Raw genomic sequence first — 17,667 nt, forward strand, 5'->3', positions numbered from 1 at the left:
CGGATCGGTATCTAGCCAGGTCAGCGCGGGCGATATCAGTCGAGAGGCATCCGCAATTCCGACACCACCGCGTGCGCAACGGCGCCGATCGCCCGGTCCACACCCGGCAGCGACGGGTCTGCACGGGCACTCTTCGTGAAGACCGCCACCGCCACCGGGTGCTCGTTCGGGAACTCGACGACACCGATCTCGTTCCGAATCGCCGCGAGGGTGCCGGTTTTGCCGGCCACGGCGACGTGGCCGTACGGAAAACCGGAGGCCAGGCGTGCGGTGAGTACCTGGCGGCGCATCACCTCGCGGATGAACGCACACGATGGCGCTGAAGCAGCACGATCGTCCCAGACAGCGCGAAGCAGCGTCGTGCACTCCCGCGGTGTCGACGCACTGGAATACGCAGCGTCGTAGGCAGAAACCTCGGTCGCGACATCGGGATCGGCCAATGTCGCGAACGCCTCGGCGACGGTGCTCGTACCGGTCTCGGATCGGAGACGATCGTCGACCTCGCGCATGCCGCCAACGATGCGCATTTCCGTCAGCCCGAGCGACACGAGATCGGCGCGAACCACGTCGAGACCGATGCGCTGCAAGATGACGTCGGCGGCAACATTGTCGGAGACGGTCATCATCGACACCGCGAGGTCCCGCCAACTCATCTGCACGGGATCGCGGAACAGGCCGAGTCCCGTCGAACCGGCGGCCCACTCGGTCGGATCGACCGCGATCGTCTCGCTCATGTCCACCTGCCCGCGATCCGCCAGGCGGCACAGAGACACCAGGAGCGGCAGCTTGTAGACCGAGGCGAGTACGACGGGTGTGTCGGAACCGTAATCGCACCGCAGGTGGGGATGCCCGAGGTTTACCGCGTGGACCCATCCGGCGCAGCCGGCGTCGGCGAAGATCTCGGCGATCCGGCCGCTGAGTCGTGGGGAGGTCATACCGCGCCTCCGAGGGCCGCGATGGAGTCAGTCAGAGCTGCCGCGATGTCCGCATGGTCTGGCGACCGGTGAATGACCCGCAGCCGAAGCCTGGTTGCTTCGGCAGCGGCAGTGGTGCATTCGATTTCGGCGATGTCGCGCAGCGAATTCGGGTGCGCGGTAAGCCCGAAGGCGGCGCCGCCCGCAACTGCCGCGATCATTTCGGCCTCCGACGTCGCGGAACGGACGGGCGGGTTCAGCCCGGACTCGCGGATGCCGTCGAGGAGTTGGTCGTAGGCAGGTGGATTCCACGAGCGTGGTGGGTGGCAGAAGATCAGGTCGCCGAGTTGCCGCAACCGCGGGCGGGTGGCTGTGACCACCTCATGGCCGGCGGGCACCACGATGTGGCGCGGCACCCGGATCACCGGCCCGATGTGCAGCGTGCCGGTCACGCACGGATGATCGACGACGGCCACGTCGAGGCTGCCGGCGAGCACCTGCTCGACGAGTGACGTCGCCGGAGCCGTGAGCATCTCCTGGGCCGGCGAGGCGGCGCCGACGACGCGCGCGCACCTGGCCAGCGCGGCGCTGCCCAGGTGCGGGACCGCACCCCATCGCAGCACCTCCGACAGCGTCGCCAGGCGGCGGGCCTCATCCCCGATCCGTGCTGCGTCGTCGACGAGAAGCCGTGCGCGCGGGAGCAGTTCGCGTCCGGCATCGGTGAGTTCAGCGCCTCGGGACGTTCGTCGGATCAACGTGACGCCGTAGGCCTTCTCCAGCCGACGCAGGCCCTGCGACACCGGCGGCTGCGTCATTTCCAGGCGTGCGGCCGCATCACCGAAGTGTCCTTCCTCGGCGACCGCGACAAAGAACCGTAGGTGGCGGATGAGGTCCATGGTGTCAGGATGGCACGGATCGTGCCCGCCGCTGCATTGCATTACGCACGTGCAAAGGAACTTCACACGTCACCCAGTATATGTAAAGAAATCGACGAAAACTTTGCATATCCGCCACGTGGTGGAATCCTGCGAGGATGGCGCCTTGCGCTGTCGCACGGCGCTGCGTGTCGGATTCGACGATGCCCGGCGCAGGCCGTTGACCGTCGCGACCGCCACCAGGATTTGCAGCACATCCCGCTGCGGTCAACGAATCCCGTCCTCGTGTGTTCGCCGCAGGAACCACATGTGCGGCTCCAGATCCTGCGAGAGCTGTTCCGGTGCAACAGGAGTAGGCCCTTGAAGGAATCGACTGGCCGGATGAGATCGGCCGAGCCGGGTGGCCTCGACTCATCACCCTCCGCGTCGAGCCGCTCTCGCCGCAAACTCGTCGAGGGCATCGGTCACCTCGGCCGCATGCCACATCCGGTTGCGGCTGAATCCGGTGAACTCGTGGAGGATTCCGGCATCGACGAGGGGTTGGATGGCTCTGTCGGCGTTGTCGGGAGAGATACCCAGTTCGACTGCGGTGGTCTGTCGGTCGACAACGGGTTGACGGAGGAGAATGTCGAGCAGGCGCTGCGCGCCCGAGCCTTGTCGAGCCCGCACTCGGTTGCCCCAGTTCTCGCGAACGAGGCGCAGGTCCGCCACCAGCTGTAAGCCGTTGGCTACTGCGGAAAGGGCTGCATGAGAGAGTGTTTCGATGATCAGGGACGGGTCACCGGATCGGTAGGCATCCAACGCGGCGAAGTAGCCTCGAGTGTCGACCAACAGTCCGGCCGACACCGGTACCGTTACGTTCTGCGTCAGACCGTTGGCCCGGAGCATGGATTGGATGAGTGCCCGGCCGGTGCGGCCGTTGCCATCGGGGAACGGGTGAATCGTCTCGAACTGAGCGTGGGCGAGCGCGGTGAGCGCAAGGGGTGCAATGTCGGTGCGGTGCGCGAATGTGATGAGGTCCGCCATGAGCTCGGGTACATGCTCGGCGGTCGGCGCGACGAAGTCTGCATCATGCGGACCGATACTGGAGCCGCCGATCCACACCTGATCATCACGCCACCGCCCGGCGATCTCCGGGTCGGTGTGTTCCATCAGTGCGTGGTGCATCGACAGGATTGCCGAGGTATCAAGATCGTCCGCCAAATCGATCGCCGCCGTCATCGCTGCGACGTTCCCGACTATCTGGGTGGCGTTGCGCTTCTCGCGGCTGCCCAGCTCGGCGAGCGCAATCTGCTTGGCTCCCGACGACAGATTCTCGATCTGCGACGACGACGTCGATTCGGATCGCAGCAGTATCGCGGCGAATGGCGCGAGTTCCCGGCCGAGGTCGGCATCGAACCGGGTGATCACCGCGCTCGCCTCGGCGACGAGGGACGACGTCTCAGCAGGGAGATGCGCTGTGACGGATGCGATGTGCGGAACCACCGCAGCGCGATACGGCCCTCGATACCGCACGCGTTGCGCTCGACTGAGCAACTCGGCAGGGATCGTCGGGATCCATTCGACGACTTCGGTCGACACCGCCGGCCATCGGTTTCGGTCGCGGGCCGCGTCAGCCATAAGTGAGGGCATATCCGAACCATACCCTCACTTATTAGGTAAGTGAGGGTATGGCGTAGCTGAGCCATCACTTGTCGCTACCCGGTAGCGAAGTCCTACCTTGCCGTACAGCGTGACATCACCGGACTCGGCGTGGAGACGGTGGGCGTCGATGCCGGAGCGGCGGGCGGTTTCGAACCCGCATTGGCAGTTGTTCCTCGGGATGGTGACTGGCGCATATCACCAGTGCGACACGCGTTGCTCAGGTCTGGGATTCCCACGTCGCCAGTTCTCCGCCTGGCATGCACACCACGCGATAACCACCCGGTCCGGTCAGCGTCCACGATTCGAAGTCAGGGTCGGGTTCGACAGAAAGTCGGTTGCCAGACTCCATTGTCACCAACAACATCCCGGAGCCAGACACCTCCGCAGTCTGCACAGTCCCGGCGAAGAAACTGCCGAGTTCGATGTCGTGATCCTCGTCGCCTGCTACACCGATCGTGATGTCTGTACCTGTCGCCCTATGAAGATTAAGTTCTGTCTCCACCTGCAGTTCATAACCTGACGATGTTTCGGCAACGAAGATGAAGTCTTCAAGTTTGGGTGTCACGAGTTCACCTGCGAGCGGGAGAATCACACCTCACCATCCTTTCGGTTTCGGGAAGCTGCCATCTGGATTTCTGGGGATGTGAGTCTGAGAGTTTGGACCCGGCTTATTCTCCAGAGTCACCGGTTGACCATGCGAATTGTAATAGCGCACATAGCCATCGGGATACCTGGATGTGGGATCCATGATTCTGATCGTATCGCTGTTGCCCTCAGATCCGGGCTTCTGCCAGACGACGCCCTTCCCATTGTCAGCGGTCCGTGGAATCCAATCGTCGGGTACCTCGGGGGGACGTTCAGGCGCAGTGCCGTCGTGACTTGTGTCGTGTTCAGAGCCCTGCGTCTTTTCAGGTTGACCGTCGTCGATCGTCTGTGCAGTGAGCATCGCGATGTGCTGTAGGGCGCTCGTCGGGGTCAAACCTTTTGCACCGGCAAACCCGGCAGCAACTCCGCCAAGCAACACCAAGAGCTGACTGGTCGTGATCAGTCCACGAATTGCGGTGGCGGCCTCGGCGACCATGCCGGCCACCGCGGCAGCGTCGAGTCCCACGATGGCTTCGTCGGGTCCGGCAGCGGCGGCGCCGGCGGTCGCCAGGGTGAAGATCCCGACGACGATCGCCGTGAGCGCGGTCGAAACACCGAGTTCGGCGAGGAGGTGTTGGGTCTTCTCGTCGATCCCGTTCCGGAGATCCACCAAACCTCCGTGATGGCCATCGACGGCCGACCCCATCTCACTTGCGAATCCGGCGACCGCTGCCGCGCCTCCTTTCAGTGTGGCGAGGTGCCCTTGAATCGCGGTCGCGTCGTCGGCGACGACATCGTGGAACGCGTCGTGTGACTTCTGCAGGGTGGTGGCCGCGTTGGTGATGGAATTGTGGCCGGCGAACGCAGCCCACGACGACGCGGCGGTCGAGAGTTTGTCGGTGTCGCCGTTGGGTACGGCCATGCCGATCTTCTCGAGGAGCCCGCCGATGTTGGTGTCCAAGCCGTCGCCGTTGTTGCCGGTGGCCGACGGCGGAAGGATGGTTTCGCCGCGGCAGATGGGACCGGGCGACCGGGCGGGCGCAATGGGCGCCGCACCCTTGTTGGGATCGCGGTTGGCGTTGTAGTTCGCCATGGCCCAGTTGTGGCCCGCGACGTTGAGGATGTCGCTGAAGTTCTCCAACGCATTGACCAGTACGGCCGTACCATTCATGAAGTCTTTGGAGTGCGAGGCGTAGGTCGAACTCCACGAATGGACTTGGGGGTAGTCGCGGGCCATGCAGTCGGTACGTGTGAGCTTCGCCTTGAGGGAGCCCAATTGGGTTGCGAGATCATCGGCGAGTGTGTGGCAGGAGCTCGCGGCGTCGTAGTACACCTGCGGGTTGACCTGGACCATGACGCGCTACCCGAGCATCCGTCGGTTGACCGACTGAGCTCGCGTGTAGTGCGTGTGCGCGTTCTTGGCGACCGTACCCATTTCGGTGACGCCGTCGTGGAAGGTCTTGGCGCCGGCCGCCCAGGTGCGGTGTGCCTCGGCGTGGGCGGTCGCCGCGAGACCGGACCAGGAACCGTGCAGGTTCGTCACCAATTGGTCGATGTGCGTGAGCTGTTCGCCGATGAGCTTGTCGAATTGAGTGAGTCGCTGGACGACGGAATCGAGTTCATCGAGGTCGACGCGGAACTCGTCGGTCATGAGGTCACGCCCATGTTGAGTCCGGTGAAGGTGCTCGTGTTGACCGATTCCGATGTCGAGTAGTTGTCACCGGAGACGTGCAGCTTCTCGGCGAGTCGCTCCAGCGCGTCGAGGATCTCGGTTCCGCCGCGATGGCAGTCGTTCCACCCCTCGCCGAATGCTTTCGCCGCGTCACCGGTCCAGTCGACGGATGTCAGGTTGTGCACGTCGCCGGCTGTGGTGTTCAGTGCGCGATGCAGAGTCTGCTGTGCCGCCCGGATCGCTGCGCCCACCTGTTTGACGTCGTCTGGAATGACCTGCAGTTGATCTCCTGGATTGTTGCCCCCGCTATCCATGCGGGAATGCTATGAAACCCTCTGCGGCGCTGCAATACCGGCAATTCCGACGCAGAGGCGGACGTCGCTGGTTGGGGAGGTTCGGACTGGAGGTCGTGTCGTTCGCCCGGTGGACGCGGTTAAGTCCTCGACTACCTCCGACCTGGGTTCGGAAGGACCGGAAGCTGCTTCGCCCGATGATCCGCGCGACGTCGCGTCTCGCTCAGTTCCTCAGCGAACGCGTTGTGTGGGTTCTGATCGATGTTCAACGGAACATCCAGCTCGGCGATGAAGTCAGTCTTGAGCTCCCACGGTTCGCCGGCAGTTATCCACGAGACCAGTGCGTTGTCGGCCATCCACTGATCGAGCACCGCCTCGCCCGCACCGAAATGTCGTTGGGCACCAGACCCATAGCGGCGCAGTTCGATTCCTAGATTGTCTGCCAGTAGGCACCCCAGAGACTTGCGGAGCGTCGATCCGTCTGCCCTTCCCCGGGTAGTGGTACCGGATGCGTGTGCGGAGATTCTGCCGACTCGCGGGCCTGCCGTTTGCCGGCGGCTTGGCGGGACTGATCCCGACGTACAAGAGCGTCAGTCCATCTCGCTGCTCGCACGCGGTCGTGTCGATCGTCGCGGGCAGCTCGCGGAACCACACGCCGTGGATACCTGGCTCGGACGGCACCGGTGTCTGGGGTGAGAGTGCTTCGGCGCGGGTGAAGAGCGGCGCGTTCAGGAACTCGGACAGGCGTGGAGACACGCGGACATTGTGTCAGATGTAGCCGGAATAGAGTGCTGCTGTGAGCACTCAGCGCGACTCGACCGGACACCTCTTCGTCCTGCACGGACTGATCGAGAACTTCGACTACGACGCCGTCATCATCCCCACCGACCACGAGTTCGACGTCCGCCAGCACTGGCCGCGATCGGTCACCGGCGACATCAACACGGCAAAGCCGCATAACTGGCCACAAGACTGCGCTCGCAGTGCCACCGGCGACCCGGTGTGGTTTATCAGCGTGGCCGACCACCACATCCTGACCGACGACGAACTAATTCGTCGAGTCGACAAGGTGCTCACCGAGATCGCCGACGCGAACATCAAGAAGGCAGAGGGGCGGGTGCTGCCGCGTGTCGCTCTGCCGGTGCTCGGCATTGGTGCCGGTGGACTCGGGGGTCGCCGAGGTGCCGTTCTCAAGGGTTTGCTGGAGACGTTGCATCGCGCGGCGGCCACGACGAGCATCGACATCCTGTTGGTGGCCGCCAACCGAGCGGCTTTTGCTGCGGCGCAACACAGTCGACGGCATGGTCAGACGGGCGGCACGGAACAGTGGAAGCTGAGCGAGGCGGATCTTTCGGAGGCACGCCGACTCGGCGCCCTCGCCGCCAACGGACACCTCGCACTGTTCCTCGGCGCCGGAGTGAGTATGGCTGCTGGACTTCCCAGTTGGAACGACTTGCTTGCCGAGATCGGTCAAGGGCTGGGAGAGTACCCGGACGACTACGAGAAACTCGGAGACCTCGACAAGGCGCAGTATCTCGCTGCGCGGCTGGGCGGCACGGAGAAGCTGAATGCGAAAGTCGCCGAGGTCGTCGGCGACCGCACGAAGGTGGCACTTGCCCACGCTCTGCTCGCCGGGATGGCCTGCCGAGAAGCGGTCACCACCAACTACGACGACCTCTACGAGCGGGCCGTGCACGCCACCGGCAGCGAGCGGCCCACGGTTCTCCCTTGGGAGACTGTCGACGAACGCCGGCCGTGGCTGCTCAAGCTGCACGGCGACATCGGACAGCCCAACAGCATCGTCCTCACCCGACGCGACTTCGTGCTGTTCGACGCCAAGTCGCGTCCGGCCGGCTCACTGCTGCAGGCGTTGCTGCTCACCAAGCATCTGTTGATCGTCGGGGCATCGTTGGCCGACGACAACGTGATCCGCCTCGCGATGGAGGTCGACGACTACCTCGAACGCAGCGACGCCCGCACCACCCAGGGCACCTTCGTCGACGTGTCCGGGGTCGAAGCGCGAAAGGCGCTGTGGAACAAGCAGTTCAACTGGTTCGTCTGCGAAGGGCGCGAACGCGAAGATCGCATCCGACGCATGGAGATTTTTCTCGACGCCGTCGCCGCCCATGCCGTCACGGATGCGAGCTGGATCCTGGATGAGAGGTTCGACGGACTGCTCGAGGAGCAGGATCGCGCAGTGGTCGCGGACGCGCGGAATGTGTTGCTGCAGGCTGAAATGGGCAGTGGACTGTTGCAGCCGCTGCGAAATGCGTTGGCGGGTCTGGGTGGACCCGGTCTTTGAGCAGCGGCAACCTCGGAGCACGCGCGCCAGTGGACCCGGTGGTGCTATCCGAATCCGGCGATGCCCGTTCGAGGGGTGTGCCGACCACATGCGGCTGACGAAAATGTCGACCGTGTCGAATCCGTAGCGAAGCCCCGCCGTCCGATGAGCGCAGCGAGCGCGACTCTGGTCGAGACGGTCAACTAGCGGGCCAGCGTTGGCGCCGGCGTCTGACCCAGCGAATTGTCGCTATTATTAAGCCCACCAGGGGAATCCAGATGTAGCAGAATCCGACGAAAATGAGGAGACCCCAGAAGAATCCGCTGAAAAGCGAAGCGATGCGACCGTCACCGGCCTGCGACGGTTCTTCCCCGATCAGAGAGATCTCGAGGGCGACGATTGTGGCAAGGATGCAGATGACCGCACTGACCGGAATGGCCCACAGCATGGAGCCGAGCCAGAGTCGGAGAAAGCTTGACTTGCGCCTGTCGGTCATCGGCGGGCAGGGACGATCGGTGCGGTGGGCGGGTTGTCGGCTGAACCGAGTTCGGTACCCACTCGAGCGGCAGAAGACTGTTGACTTCCCGGGTAACCGACTTGCGGCGAAGCTTGGTCGGAGGCCCCCACCTGGGGTACGTCTCCTCCGATGTCGTGATTGGCGCCCATCCATAGCCATCGCATGGGACCCAGATCCGATCCGGTGGCGCGATAATCCGCTATCGGAGTGACCGCACCGTCATCGCCGTAGTTGTAGACCTCAGCGGCGGGAAAAGTTGTGATCTTCCCGCCAACATTCGCGGGACCGTCTTGTTGGGGCTGGACAGTCAAGTCGCCGGCGACTGCTACCCCTGCCTGTTTCGCAGCCCACGATTCGAACGTGTCGGTCGCAGAATATTGCATCCGAACCGTCCCATCGGCTGTTTGTGCGACATGAACGGTCGGTACTCCCGCCTCTGGAGCTTTCGAGTAGTCGCTGACTACGGTCGGGTTCTGTCGCACGATGACGCTCCCGTTGTTGTAGTCCACGAATGCTGACACCCGCGAGTGCTCAGGGCTGGCATTGGAATCGGGTCCACGATTGTCGCCAAGGTTGTGAGGGAGGGTGTGACCACTGATGAGGTCGAGCGGATTCAGGCTCACATTCTGCACGTCCTCGCCGGGGATGTAGAAGTTGGCGCGAACGACACCATGGCCAGGCTGTGGGTTGATCCGCGCAACCTGGACTGTGGACTTCGCGCCCCGGTACTTGGGGTCATATGTGTGAGGGTCCAGTGCCTGCGCGATACGCCAATCATTGTCCGAAGTCGGAGTTCGGCCGTACAGCTGTTTGAACGCCGCGACTTCGTTGGCCTTTCGGCCCGCCTCGTTCACATTGGAGGCTTCACCCCGAGGTGTGTCCGGAAGCTCCCCATCCGCGACGTTGAACAACGCTGCGAGGTCGTCATCGAGTCGATTCGCTGCTTCGATCGTCGAGTCGACCTCGTGTTGCAACGTCTCCATGTCGTCTTTGTACTTCTGAACGTCCTCCGGTGACCAATCTGAAGTGTCCGGTGGATGTGGATCAGTGACCTTGTTGCCGGAGTCTATGACCCACCCGTGACCGTGCGCTTCGCTCTCACACTTCTTGGCTCGGTCCTTCACAGCGACCGCGTCGGCATAGCAATCGTTGGCAGCGGCGCCGACCTTCCACACCTCGTCGCCGTGATCGGTGAGGTCCTTTCGGGTCTTACCGACGGCATTCTTCGCGGCCGTTGCCGCGTCGCCTTGCCACGGGATCTGCATCGTGTCGATTGCCTGCAAGGTCGTGTGCAGATCGTTGCAGTGCTGATGTCGGTCAGCGCACACCCGGAAGATCTCGGTGAGCTGCTCGGGGTCAAAACTCGAGATCAGCTCGTCGATGGTGATCGGAGCACTCATCAGAGGTTCAGTGGTTTGATCGACGATTCAATGGCCTGCGTCGTGTCCGCATCGGTGTCCTCATACGTCAACGAGCTGGTGTGCAGAGAGTTGCCGTGCGTTCCCGCCGTTGTCGTCAAGCTCGATCCCCGGTCTGTCCACGTCGACACAAGACTCGATAGACCAGCCTTTGCCCCGGGGAGAAGACCGGTCGCCGCATCCTCGAGGCTCTGGTTGTGGCCCTGAAAAGCGACGTGAACGTCAGCTGCGTGATCTGAGAACCGTGTTCCTACCTGGCGAACCTCTGTCGGGTCCACGCTTAAATCGTCGGCCATGTCCCCACCCCCAAGAAGCCAGTTCTGATCGCCAAATTACCAGGCCTCAGTTTCGTGTTCCGTCGCCCGTTGATCACACAGATGAAGGGGAAGCAATCTATTTACTAAACAAAAGGTCGTGAATTACTTATTCTTTACTGATTTTGGCCGGTCTGTCCCGCCTGTCCGAGACTGTAAGTCACCACTGAACCGCGAGAAGGTGTCACTTCACCGCGTTGGAGGGCGTGGCTGGTTCTGGCCGATGATCGACAACTTCAGAGCTGACGCAAGCCCGCCGACACGTCCCGGTGGTGTTAACCGACTCTGACGATGGTCACCGACTTCTTCCGATTGCCGACGGCATATGAGACGCTCTCGCCCGACCGCCGGCCGATGAGCACTCTCCCGAGCTACAACTACCATCGAAGATCAAAGGATTGCTGATTCCGGACGTCTCAGGTGACCTCTTGGTGTCGAATGGAAAGGGAACTCGTATGAGTGCACGTCGGGGCGGGTATCCGCCACCCGAAGAGCATGACTCTGGTCAGAGCGACGCAATAGCGCAGAAGTTTCTAGACGGGCTACGCGATCAATTGGAGAACGCCGGCGAGTATGGGTCAGCACCCTGGCGCGTCGAGCGCGATAGGCAAATGCATCGGCTTGCAGTATTGGGGTGGACGGATGCCGACCTCGCGAGCCACTACCGCGTTGGGCGCGAAACAGTCCGAGCGTCGGTTGATCGCCATTACAGACGGATGGCAGAGGAGTCGGTGGTTCTCGATGTGGAGCATGACTCGAGTCCGTGGTCTGTTCGGATTCCCAAATACTCGATTGACCTCAAGGTCGACCGATCCAACGCGACCGCACTACAGTCTCTCGCTCGGGATCACGGGCTGACTGTTTATCTCCATCGAGTCGATCGGGGTATCAACTAACCCGGGTGCTTCGTCGCCGGATCGGGAGTAGTCGCGATTGAATGTGGATCAGATTGGTCCGTAGTAGGTACAGCCAGACGTAGCAGTTTCCCGAACTCGAACGCTTCGGAGGCCTTGAATATCAGGGGAGAGTCGGTCCCAGATCCATATGGCGAGATTCTCACTCGTGGGATTCTCGAGTCCCTCAACTTCGTTGAGCGCGCGGTGATCTAACGATCGGACCAGGGGTTCAACGGCAGTCTTCAGATCACCGAAGTCCATCACCCATCCAAGCCTGTCATCGATCGGACCACCGACAGTAACGGTCAATCTGTACGAATGCCCGTGCAGGCGAGCGCACTTATGCCCCTCTGGCACATTTGGTAGTCGATGCGCGGACTCGAAAGTGAACTCTCGAAAGATTTCCATACCGCCGGTCACGGAATTCCTAACATTTTGTGGGTCTGAAGGCTCAACTGCCACTTGGGATTCTGCAAACAATAGGTGACCGCGGCTTCGGTGTTTTCGCGCGTATGTGCGTCGTCGAGTGGTTGCAGGCGCAGGCGCGTGAACTTCAACGTCTCAAAAGTCTTGGGCGACAGGTCCTCCTGGGGGTAGACAAGTTTCAACTCGTCACCTTTTGTAACGATCAGTGGCGCATTCTTTTTCGGACTAACGCAGAGCCAGTCAATACCAGGAGGAGGAAGCACGGTTCCGTTCGTCTCGACTGCTACGTAAAACCCCCGAGCATGCAGGGCGTCTACCAACTCTTCATCGAGCTGTAGTAGAGGTTCACCGCCGGTACAGACGACCATGCGGTCTCCGGCATCTGAAGTCCACTTTGCGCTCACCGCGTCGGCCAGTTCGGCTGCAGATGCGAACTTCCCGCCGCCGGGGCCATCGGTACCCACGAAGTCGGTATCGCAGAACTGGCAGATGGCTCGGTGCCGATCCTTCTCGCGTCCCGTCCACAGATTGCATGACGCGAATCGGCAAAAGACCGCCGGCCTGCCGGCGTGGGTTCCCTCGCCTTGGAGGGTGTAGAAGATCTCCTTGACCTTGTAGGTCACACAAGACTCCCTTGGTACTTGAGAGGGTCATTCATGCCGGCTTCTTCGAAGCCCCGCAGCCGCAACAGGCACGAGTCGCAGTGTCCACAGGGGCTTCCGCTGGCGTCAGGGTCGTAACACGACGACGTTACGGAGTAGTCGACGCCCAACTCGGTCCCCCTACGAACGATCTCCGCTTTCGTCATCGAGATTAGCGGGGTATGAATGCTCAGGCGTTGGCCATCGACACCTGCTCGCGTTGCGAGGTTTGCCATCGTCTCATATGCGGCGATGTACTCGGGGCGGCAGTCGGGATAGCCGGAGTAGTCCAGTGCGTTGACTCCGAGGAAGATGTCTCGAGCACCAACTACCTCCGCGTAGGCGAGGGCGAAGGACAGGAAGATGGTGTTACGAGCTGGGACGTAAGTGTTTGGAATATCCTGGGCTAGAGCGTCTGCTGAATCGTGTTTAGGTACCGCAACATCAGAGGTCAGGGACGATCCGCCAAACGTACGAAGGTCGATGTCGACGATCTCGTGTCGTTCAACGCCGATGGAACCGGCAACCCGGCGTGCTGCGTCTAACTCGACATGGTGTCTCTGTCCGTATCGAAACGACAGTGCGTATGACATATAGCCGAGGTCGTTGGCAATGGCGAGGACGGTCGTGGAGTCGAGACCGCCGCTGAGGAGTACGACTGCGGGTGGCTTGATCATCGAAAACCTCCTGATTGGACGAGACGCGTTTCGGGAATAACTACGCGCTTGAGTAGAGACAACCATAGTGTAGTTTGTGAGTCTGACAGGGAGGCCCGCCGATGAGAAAACTAGCAATAGTCGTTGGCTGCACTAATCGAAAGTGCTCTCCGGTGCCTGCTGACCTGGCAGTGCGAAGCCTCGACCCTGGCAGCATCGGTCGACGGGCCGACCAGTGGATCGAGCGAATTGGCGATGCTCGTGGCGGCACCCACCTCCTAGATCTTTACATGGGGGAGGCCTGGCAGCAGGCGAAGGAGTTGCTTACGACTGCTCAAGAGAACGACTACGACGCCGACTTGTTCGTGGTCTCAGCGGGCCTCGGTATACGACACGCAGCGTCCCTCGGTCCGGCATACGGAGCGACCTTCGCGCGAGGAAACGAAGACTCGGTGGCAGCCGACGGAGTGGACACAGTTCAGTGGTGGCAGCGGATAAAACAGCAACCAGGGTCGCTTCCTACCGACGAGGCCCTCCGAGATCACATGTTGATCGTCGCATCGGACAGCTACGGGCAAGTCATTGCCGATGACATTGATCGGTGGCATGCCCAATGCGATGATTTGCTACTCGTCGGTGGTACCAGCGGACAGAATCCGACGGTGCGACGGTTGCCGGCCGATAGAGCCCTTCGCCGAGAGCTCGGTGGTACCGCATCGAGTCTCACCCTGCGTATGGCGCGTCAATGGCTTGGACTCGTAGAGAGTCGACGACTCACTGACGACGACGTTCGGAGCGCGTGGCAGGAGTGGTCCCAGGTATCCAGGCATGTCGAGGTGTACGACCGCATACCGATGTCCGACGATGAGGTTCGGGCGTTTCTCGAAGAGATCCTCGTGGAGCAGCCTGAGACATCCGCGACGCGCGCCCTACGGCAACTACGGGATTCCGGCCGTGCCTGCGAGCAACGGCGATTCCATCGGCTACACAGCGAAATGGCGGGGTGAGATGTCTGCGCCTGTGATACTCGAACGACGCGCGCTCCGGCTGAACCAGAACTCTGAGATGCCGCTTTTCATGTTCGCCTTGGCTGCAGAGGAAATTGATCTAGTCGCTGATGTCGCACGAATTTCACGCGATGAGGCGGGACGGCTTATCGGGTATCAAAGGCCGGAACGAAAGAGTCACGTCCGACAAATCCAGCAATATCTCGATTCGGCTGACGTCCTCTTTCCGAACGGACTTATCTTGGCGTTGCCCGATAACGTTCGCTTCAAGTCCAGCAGAGGTCCGGGCGCATCGGACGGACTTGCGGTCAGTGGAGTGCTCGAGATACCGATACCTACCGATTCTGAGGAGCCTCGGCCTGCGTGGATAGTTGATGGTCAGCAGCGAAGTCTGGCACTTGCCAGATCCAAGAACCGCCGGTTGCCGGTCCCGATTGCGGGATTCATTGCCCCTACCCTCGCACTTCAGCGCGAGCAGTTTTTGCGTGTCAATACAGTGTCACCGCTCCCGGTGAATCTAGTAACAGAACTGCTGCCGGAAGTCTTCGCTGCACCGTCTCCGAGGCTCTCTGCAAAACGTCTTCCTTCGGCCTTGGTGGACATGTTGAACATGGACCCAGAGTCGCCCTTCGTCGGGCTGATCAAGCGTGCGTCGACGGATGAGCAAGACAGAAAGAAGGCGGTCGTCACGGACACGAGTCTTGTAGAGGCACTTCGGGAGTCACTCGAATCACCGGCTGGAGTTCTCTTTCCGTACAGGAATATGGCGACTGGTACCACGGACACTGAGAGTATTCGGAAGCTACTCCTCATCTACTGGTCGGCAGTGCGCGATACATTTCCTGGGGCTTGGGGCAAACCGCCGACCCAGTCGCGTCTCATGGGTGGCGTCGGGATCAGAGCAATGAGTCGACTGATGGATCGAGTGATGGCTCAGGTTGATATAGCGTCGTCCGACGCTGGGTCAGCGGCAATGGTCGAACTCCGACGAGTTGCAGCCGGTTGTCGCTGGACGAACGGCATCTGGGACGAGCTAGGGTTGCCGTGGAACGAGTTGCAAAACACGCCTCGGCACATCTCGGCTCTGTCGAACTATCTCGCTCGTGCGTACGTTGATGCGAGAAGCGCGAGTCCACAGAGATGAAGTTCTTCTTTCCGGACAGCCAGGATCTTGTGAGTCCAACCTACGACTTCGTGCACGACGAATACTCCCCACTGCGCGTTCGGCAGCGTGATGATCGGTACGCGCACGAAGTTTTGAGTGAGCCCGCATACGACGGTGTCCTTGTGTCTAAGGCCGTGGTGGATGGGTCGGTGCAGGGCGCCGGTAAGTATTCGATGCCGCAACGGCAGCGGATTTATCGAATGGGTGTCCGAGCCTTCTTTCGCCTGCCTAAGACGACCTCAACAATGGGGGACTGCGGTTCATTTACGTACGCAAATGAACCCGAACCTCCCTACAGCGTCGGTGAAGTACTGGATTTCTATGAAGAGTGTGGTTTCGACGCTGGCGTGAGCATCGATCACGTGATCCTCGGCTATCTCAAACACGGCCAGCCGATTTCCGATGATTGGTATCGACGACAGCAGACCACGCTTGAATGCGCTCAAAAGTATCTCGACGAAACACAGTCTCGAAATTCGACTGTAGAGCCAGTGGGCGCAGCTCAAGGGTGGGATCCCATCAGTTACTCGGAGAGTGTCGCAGAACTGCAGAAGATGGGATATAAGCGCATTGCTCTCGGTGGAATGATTGCGCTGAAGACTCCAGATATCCTCGATTGTCTGGAAGCCATCGACGATATTCGAGCCGACGATGTTGGCCTTCACCTACTTGGTATTAGTCGAATCGAGAACTTCGATGATTTCAGGTCCCACGGTGTCACAAGTTTCGACAGCACGTCAGCGTTCAGACAGGCTTTCATGGATGACCGAGATAACTACCACACTGTCGATACAACATATGCCGCCATCCGTATTCCGCAAGTCGAGGGAAATGTGACCCTGAAACGGGCGATTCTTTCAGGTCGCGTCCGGCAAGCCGAAGCCATCTCAGGGGAGCGGAGTGCATTAGTTGCCTTACGTGAATATGATGCAGGAAAAGTCAGTGCGACTGCGGCACTCGAGTCCGTCCTAGAGTACGAGCGAATCTTTATTGACCCGAAAAAGAAATCTTACGAAGCGCAATACAGGCGTACCCTAGAGGCGGCGCCATGGCGGTCATGTCGGTGTGGACTCTGCGCGGATCATGGGATTGAGATCGCCGTTTTTCGTGGCACTGAACGGAATAAGCGCCGGGGATTTCACAATCTAGCGACTCTTCGAAAGAAGATCGCGCTGAGACTAGAGGGAGTCCAGCAATGAGTCGAGCGAACGTTACTCGTAAAGTCATGCGTCTACCTGCGCTTCGCATAAAGCAGGGTGACCGCGAAATCTATAGTTTTGCCGTCGACGGAAAACAACTCTTGGACTTCACGACTGTCTCCAGGATTGGGCGCGGCGAGGATGGCGAACTCGCAGGCTATCAACGGCCAGAGGTGCTGAGTCATATTCGCGCCATTCGACGCTACATCGAGTCCGATGGCGCAATGTTGCCGAACGCTGTCGTTGTTGCTTTTAACGACAGCGTGACTTTCCGCCCGTCCCGGCGCGTGAATGGCCAGGAACTGGCAACTGTAGGCGAACTCCACGTGCCCGTTGACTTCGATGGTGATTATAAACCGGCTCTGTTGGTCGACGGCCAGCAGCGTGTGGCCGCTATTAGAGATGCGGAAGTCGAATCTTTTCCAATTGCGGCGGTCGGATTTGTGGCGGACGACGACGAACAGCGCTCGCAGTTCATTCTCGTGAATAACACAAAACCCCTCCCTAAAGGTCTAATACATGAGTTGATCCCTGACGCTGCCGGGTATCTTCCCCCAAAGTATGCGCGCCGGAGGCTTCCTGCTTCGGTCATGATTCAGTTGAACCTGAACCCAGAGGGTCCGTTCTTCGAACGAATTCAGACCCCGACCTCACCAGACGGCTACATAAAAGACAACAGTATTCTCAGAATGATCGAAAACAGTCTTTTCGAAGGAGCTCTGTACAGGTACCGGGATCCGATCGACGGCTCGGGTGACGAAGAAGCGATGGTCGCCCACTTGGAAATGTTCTGGTCGATAGTCAGTGACACTTGGCCGGATGAATGGCTATCACCCCCGAGAAAGTCAAGACTCACGCACGGCGCCGGGATTCAGTCACTTGGATACGTGATGGATGCGCTCACAGACGGTTACCATGTGGATCATTTGGATCGTGCTGAGATCGAGCGAAAAATAAAGGCGATTACGAAGATTTCAGCCTGGAGTGGCGGGCAATGGCGCCTAGGACCTGACGATACGCGTAAGTGGAATGGACTGCAGAATACGCCAAATGATGTTAAATTGCTGACCAATCTCTTACTTCGAACTGTGCGGTGCTGATAGCCGAGTTGGCTAAGGGGTGGTGCTTTCCATCGCCGGTGTGAGTCAGTCATCGCGGAGGGCT

17 protein-coding genes and 1 pseudogene are annotated in these 17,667 nt (G+C 60.5%); 5 read left to right on the forward strand and 13 right to left on the reverse strand.

The window, feature by feature from the left end; all coding sequences use genetic code 11:
- Positions 1-35 precede the first annotated feature (35 nt).
- The 3 genes from AAFP30_RS05675 to AAFP30_RS05685 all read right to left on the reverse strand — a co-directional run bounded on the left by AAFP30_RS05675 (position 36) and on the right by AAFP30_RS05685 (position 3,421).
- A complete protein-coding gene (locus tag AAFP30_RS05675; protein ID WP_419228897.1) occupies positions 36-935 on the reverse strand; it encodes a serine hydrolase in 900 nt (299 codons plus the stop codon).
- Positions 932-1,810 (reverse strand): LysR family transcriptional regulator, encoded by an 879-nt coding sequence (locus tag AAFP30_RS05680; protein WP_419228898.1) that lies wholly within the window; start codon positions 1,808-1,810, stop codon positions 932-934. The genes AAFP30_RS05675 and AAFP30_RS05680 overlap by 4 nt, the downstream gene beginning before the upstream one ends.
- Positions 1,811-2,203: 393 nt before the next feature.
- On the reverse strand, positions 2,204-3,421 hold the full coding sequence (locus AAFP30_RS05685) for a Fic family protein (RefSeq protein WP_419228899.1): 1,218 nt from the start codon (positions 3,419-3,421) through the stop codon (positions 2,204-2,206).
- 84 nt (positions 3,422-3,505) lie between these two features.
- On the opposite strand from AAFP30_RS05685, the pseudogene AAFP30_RS05690 reads away from it, so the two are divergent.
- A pseudogene (locus AAFP30_RS05690) lies at positions 3,506-3,601 on the forward strand (cyclase family protein); the annotation flags it as partial.
- 49 nt (positions 3,602-3,650) lie between these two features.
- Here AAFP30_RS05690 and AAFP30_RS05695 read toward each other — a convergent pair.
- From AAFP30_RS05695 to AAFP30_RS05715, 5 genes are all read right to left on the reverse strand, one after another.
- A complete protein-coding gene (locus AAFP30_RS05695; protein WP_419228900.1) occupies positions 3,651-4,025 on the reverse strand; it encodes a DUF6188 family protein in 375 nt (124 codons plus the stop codon).
- A 3-nt stretch (positions 4,026-4,028) separates the two neighbouring features.
- Positions 4,029-5,372: a hypothetical protein gene (locus AAFP30_RS05700; RefSeq protein WP_419228901.1), complete on the reverse strand. Its 1,344-nt coding sequence runs from the start codon at positions 5,370-5,372 to the stop codon at positions 4,029-4,031.
- A gap of 6 nt (positions 5,373-5,378) precedes the next feature.
- Positions 5,379-5,669 (reverse strand): WXG100 family type VII secretion target, encoded by a 291-nt coding sequence (locus AAFP30_RS05705; protein ID WP_419228902.1) that lies wholly within the window; start codon positions 5,667-5,669, stop codon positions 5,379-5,381.
- Positions 5,666-6,004, reverse strand: a complete 339-nt coding sequence (locus AAFP30_RS05710) for a WXG100 family type VII secretion target (protein WP_419228903.1) — start codon at positions 6,002-6,004, stop codon at positions 5,666-5,668. Before AAFP30_RS05710 ends, AAFP30_RS05705 begins: the two co-directional genes overlap by 4 nt.
- 131 nt (positions 6,005-6,135) lie before the next feature.
- Positions 6,136-6,507, reverse strand: a complete 372-nt coding sequence (locus AAFP30_RS05715) for a GIY-YIG nuclease family protein (RefSeq protein ID WP_419229209.1) — start codon at positions 6,505-6,507, stop codon at positions 6,136-6,138.
- Between the two features lie 272 nt (positions 6,508-6,779).
- Between AAFP30_RS05715 and AAFP30_RS05720 the strand changes: the two genes are divergently transcribed.
- The gene (locus tag AAFP30_RS05720; RefSeq protein ID WP_419228904.1) at positions 6,780-8,285 is read left to right on the forward strand and encodes an SIR2 family protein; all 1,506 of its coding nucleotides are present in this window, start codon (positions 6,780-6,782) and stop codon (positions 8,283-8,285) included.
- Positions 8,286-8,463: 178 nt separating this feature from the next.
- Here AAFP30_RS05720 and AAFP30_RS05725 read toward each other — a convergent pair whose 3' ends face one another.
- The 5 genes from AAFP30_RS05725 to queC form a co-directional block, all read right to left on the reverse strand.
- A complete protein-coding gene (locus AAFP30_RS05725; RefSeq protein ID WP_419228905.1) occupies positions 8,464-8,760 on the reverse strand; it encodes a hypothetical protein in 297 nt (98 codons plus the stop codon).
- A complete protein-coding gene (locus AAFP30_RS05730; protein ID WP_419228906.1) occupies positions 8,757-10,181 on the reverse strand; it encodes a hypothetical protein in 1,425 nt (474 codons plus the stop codon). Before AAFP30_RS05730 ends, AAFP30_RS05725 begins: the two co-directional genes overlap by 4 nt.
- A gap of 1,276 nt (positions 10,182-11,457) precedes the next feature.
- On the reverse strand, positions 11,458-11,817 hold the full coding sequence (queD, locus tag AAFP30_RS05735; protein ID WP_419229210.1) for a 6-carboxytetrahydropterin synthase QueD: 360 nt from the start codon (positions 11,815-11,817) through the stop codon (positions 11,458-11,460).
- 8 nt (positions 11,818-11,825) lie between these two features.
- Positions 11,826-12,458 (reverse strand): 7-carboxy-7-deazaguanine synthase, encoded by a 633-nt coding sequence (gene queE, locus AAFP30_RS05740; RefSeq protein WP_419228907.1) that lies wholly within the window; start codon positions 12,456-12,458, stop codon positions 11,826-11,828.
- Positions 12,455-13,153, reverse strand: a complete 699-nt coding sequence (gene queC / locus AAFP30_RS05745) for a 7-cyano-7-deazaguanine synthase QueC (RefSeq protein ID WP_419228908.1) — start codon at positions 13,151-13,153, stop codon at positions 12,455-12,457. Before queC ends, queE begins: the two co-directional genes overlap by 4 nt.
- A 933-nt stretch (positions 13,154-14,086) precedes the next feature.
- Here queC and dbpB (AAFP30_RS05750) point away from each other — a divergent pair.
- Genes dbpB (AAFP30_RS05750) through dbpB (AAFP30_RS05760) form a run of 3 tightly spaced genes read left to right on the forward strand, consistent with a single transcriptional unit; the run spans position 14,087 to position 17,603 of the window.
- Entirely contained in the window at positions 14,087-15,283 is a 1,197-nt protein-coding gene (gene dbpB, locus AAFP30_RS05750) for a DGQHR domain-containing protein DpdB (protein WP_419228909.1), read from the forward strand.
- Complete coding sequence (gene dpdA / locus AAFP30_RS05755; RefSeq protein ID WP_419228910.1) at positions 15,280-16,503, forward strand: tRNA-guanine transglycosylase DpdA; 1,224 nt, start codon at positions 15,280-15,282, stop codon at positions 16,501-16,503. Before dbpB (AAFP30_RS05750) ends, dpdA begins: the two co-directional genes overlap by 4 nt.
- Positions 16,500-17,603: a DGQHR domain-containing protein DpdB gene (gene dbpB / locus AAFP30_RS05760; RefSeq protein ID WP_419228911.1), complete on the forward strand. Its 1,104-nt coding sequence runs from the start codon at positions 16,500-16,502 to the stop codon at positions 17,601-17,603. The genes dpdA and dbpB (AAFP30_RS05760) overlap by 4 nt, the downstream gene beginning before the upstream one ends.
- The last annotated feature ends 64 nt before the right edge of the window (positions 17,604-17,667 follow it).

The organism is Gordonia sp. CPCC 205515 (assembly GCF_048537925.1).
Classification (GTDB): Bacteria; Actinomycetota; Actinomycetes; order Mycobacteriales; family Mycobacteriaceae; genus Gordonia.

Coding starts and splice junctions, on each gene's coding strand:
- AAFP30_RS05705 (WP_419228902.1), bottom strand. CDS start 5,669: ATGACCGACGAGTTCCGCGTCGACCTCGATGAACTCGATTCCGTCGTC.
- dpdA (WP_419228910.1), top strand. CDS start 15,280: ATGAAGTTCTTCTTTCCGGACAGCCAGGATCTTGTGAGTCCAACCTAC.
- AAFP30_RS05685 (WP_419228899.1), bottom strand. CDS start 3,421: ATGCCCTCACTTATGGCTGACGCGGCCCGCGACCGAAACCGATGGCCG.
- AAFP30_RS05725 (WP_419228905.1), bottom strand. CDS start 8,760: ATGACCGACAGGCGCAAGTCAAGCTTTCTCCGACTCTGGCTCGGCTCC.
- AAFP30_RS05730 (WP_419228906.1), bottom strand. CDS start 10,181: ATGAGTGCTCCGATCACCATCGACGAGCTGATCTCGAGTTTTGACCCC.
- dbpB (WP_419228911.1), top strand. CDS start 16,500: ATGAGTCGAGCGAACGTTACTCGTAAAGTCATGCGTCTACCTGCGCTT.
- AAFP30_RS05700 (WP_419228901.1), bottom strand. CDS start 5,372: ATGGTCCAGGTCAACCCGCAGGTGTACTACGACGCCGCGAGCTCCTGC.
- queD (WP_419229210.1), bottom strand. CDS start 11,817: ATGGAAATCTTTCGAGAGTTCACTTTCGAGTCCGCGCATCGACTACCA.
- AAFP30_RS05710 (WP_419228903.1), bottom strand. CDS start 6,004: ATGGATAGCGGGGGCAACAATCCAGGAGATCAACTGCAGGTCATTCCA.
- AAFP30_RS05680 (WP_419228898.1), bottom strand. CDS start 1,810: ATGGACCTCATCCGCCACCTACGGTTCTTTGTCGCGGTCGCCGAGGAA.
- AAFP30_RS05675 (WP_419228897.1), bottom strand. CDS start 935: ATGACCTCCCCACGACTCAGCGGCCGGATCGCCGAGATCTTCGCCGAC.
- queC (WP_419228908.1), bottom strand. CDS start 13,153: ATGATCAAGCCACCCGCAGTCGTACTCCTCAGCGGCGGTCTCGACTCC.